Source organism: Actinomycetota bacterium (assembly GCA_036280995.1).
In the GTDB taxonomy this organism is placed as follows: Bacteria; Actinomycetota; CALGFH01; order CALGFH01; family CALGFH01; genus CALGFH01.
The window spans coordinates 1-2,459 of record DASUPQ010000255.1; the positions used below are offsets into that span (position 1 = coordinate 1).

A 2,459-nucleotide genomic window follows, 5' to 3' on the forward strand; every position below is an offset into this window, starting at 1 on the left:
GAACGGGACGGGCCCGTGGCGGTAGGGTGATCGGGACGACCAACGGAGCAACGAGGTGAGCATCGCGTGAGCGACGAGGCACCGGCCGTCGTGGGGATCGCCGCGCTGGCCGTGGACTGCGCCGAGCCGGCGGCGCTGGCCGGCTGGTGGCGCCGCCTGCTCGGCGGCTCGGTCGAGGTCGACGACGACGGCGCCACCCTGCACACCCCGGGCGGGCTGGCCATCGACTTCTTCCGGGTGCCGGAGGCCAAGACGGTCAAGAACCGGCTGCACCTGGACCTGCGCAGCACCGACCTGGCCGCGGCGACCGAGCAGGCGGTCGCCCTCGGCGCGACCCGGGCCGACGACGTCTACGACGGCGGCGGCTGGCAGGTCCTGCGCGACCCCGAGGGCAACGAGTTCTGCCTGCTCCGCCCCCGGTCCTGAGCTCCGGGCGGTCCCATGGCACCGGCCACGCTGCGCATCCGGCTCCTCGGCGAGCTCGACCTGCGCCTCGGCGAGGAGCCGCTGCCGCTGCTCGGCTCGGCCCGGGCCGAGTCGCTGCTCGCCTACCTGCTGCTCCACCGCGATACGCCCCAGCCCCGCCAGCGCCTGGCCTTCCTCCTGTGGCCCGACTCGAGCGAGTCCTAGGCCCGGACCAACTTGCGCCACGTGCTGCACGTCCTGCGGCGGACCCTGCCCGACGCCGACCGGTTCCTCGAGGTGACCCCGCGGGCGTTGCGCTGGCCGGAGGACGCCCCCTGGTGGTTGGACGTTGCCGCCTTCGAGGAGGCGGTCGCCCTGGCCGGGCGGGGGCCGGACGGCGCGGGTGAGCTGCCGGCCCTGCGGGAGGCGGCCGGGCTGTACCGGGGCGACCTGCTCGAGAGCGGCTACGACGAGTGGCTGCTGGAGCCGCGCGAGCGGCTGCGCCGGGACCACCTCCGGGCCCTGGAGCGGCTGGTCGAGCTGCTGGAGGCGCGGGAGGAGCCGGCCGAGGCGATCGGGTTCGCGGAGCGGCTGCTGCGGGCCGACCCGCTGCGCGAGGCCACCTACCGGTCCCTGATGCGGCTCCACGACGCCCGCGGCGACCGGGCCAGGGCGCTCCGGGCCTATCACGGCTCTTCACAGTTGAGGGTGTAGTCGCTGGTTGGATGGTGGCTGGCGCGTCGGTCCCGGGGTAGGCGTCGAGGTCTTCCGAGGATGGAGGTTCCTACGCCGGCCATCTGGAAGACCTCGACGTGCCTGACGCTACCTTCGGCTGCCCTGACCTGACCACGTTCTGCCGCCTGGATGAGCTCGGCCTGGTCGTGGTCGGCCAGCGTCCGGAGCCCGATCGCGCGGTCCTGGCGTGCCGGGTCCTGGAGGCCGATGACGGCACCGAGGGCTGGTGCCGACGCTGCGGGTGTGCAGGAAGACCCCGGGACACCGTCACGCGGGAGCTGGCGCACGAGCCGCTGGGCTGGCGACCGACCACCCTGCTGGTGACGATCCGCCGGTACCGGTGCACCGGGTGTGAGCATGTGTGGCGCCAGGACACCAGCCGCGCGGCCGAGCCGCGGGCCAGGCTGTCGCGTCGTGGACTGGCCTGGGCGCTGGAGGCGATCGTGTGTCAGCACTTGAGCATCGCTCGCGTCGCCCAAGGGCTTGGCGTCGCGTGGAACACCGCCAACGACGCGATCCTGGCCGAGGGCCGACGGGTGCTGATCAACGATCCCGGCCGGTTGAACGGTGTGAAGGTCATCGGGGTCGATGAGCACGTGTGGCGCCACACCCGTCGCGGGGACAAGTACGTCACCGTGATCATCGACCTCACGCCGGTGCGCGCCGGTACGGGTCCAGCGAGGCTGCTGGACATGATCCCGGGCCGCTCCAAGGCCGCGTTCAAGGCCTGGCTTACCCAGCGCCCCCAGGCGTGGCGCGAGGCCGTGGAGGTCGTCGCGATGGACGGGTTCACCGGCTTCAAGACCGCCGCCGCTGAGGAGATCCCCGCCGCGGGCGCGGTGATGGACCCCTTCCACATGGTGCGCCTGGCCGGCGACGCCCTCAACGACTGCCGCCGCCGCGTTCAGCAGACCACCCGCGGCCGCCGCGGCCGTAAGAACGACCCGCTCTACCGTGCCCGGCGAACCCTGCACACCGGTGCCGACCTGCTCACCGACAAGCAGGCCGCCCGACTCACGGCCCTGTTCGCCATCGATGAGCACGTCGAGGTCGAGGCCACCTGGGGCATCTACCAGCGGATGATCGCCGCCTACCGGCACCCCGACCCAGCCGCGGGCCGCGAGCTGATGGTCAAGCTGATCGAGTCGCTCAGCGCCGGCGTCCCCAGGCCGCTGGTCGAGATCGCCAAGCTCGGCCGCACCCTGAGCAAGCGAGCCGCTGACGTACTGGCCTACTTCGACCGGCCCGGCACCAGCAACGGTCCAACCGAAGCGATCAACGGCCGCCTGGAGCACCTGCGCGGCTCCGCCCTCGGCTTC

The 2,459-nt window shown here is 73.0% G+C and carries 4 protein-coding genes; all 4 read left to right on the forward strand.

All coding sequences use genetic code 11. The features are described 5' to 3' along the window. Positions 1 to 66: 66 nt before the first annotated feature. The gene (locus VF468_08610) at positions 67 to 426 is read left to right on the forward strand and encodes a VOC family protein (GenBank protein ID HEX5878367.1); all 360 of its coding nucleotides are present in this window, start codon (positions 67 to 69) and stop codon (positions 424 to 426) included. 15 nt (positions 427 to 441) lie between these two features. Then, on the forward strand, positions 442 to 630 hold the full coding sequence (locus tag VF468_08615) for a hypothetical protein (GenBank protein ID HEX5878368.1): 189 nt from the start codon (positions 442 to 444) through the stop codon (positions 628 to 630). A 21-nt stretch (positions 631 to 651) separates the two neighbouring features. Further along, positions 652 to 1,119 (forward strand): bacterial transcriptional activator domain-containing protein, encoded by a 468-nt coding sequence (locus VF468_08620; GenBank protein HEX5878369.1) that lies wholly within the window; start codon positions 652 to 654, stop codon positions 1,117 to 1,119. Between the two features lie 98 nt (positions 1,120 to 1,217). Then, positions 1,218 to 2,459: ISL3 family transposase (locus VF468_08625; GenBank protein HEX5878370.1), on the forward strand; the 1,242-nt coding region annotated here is incomplete at its 3' end.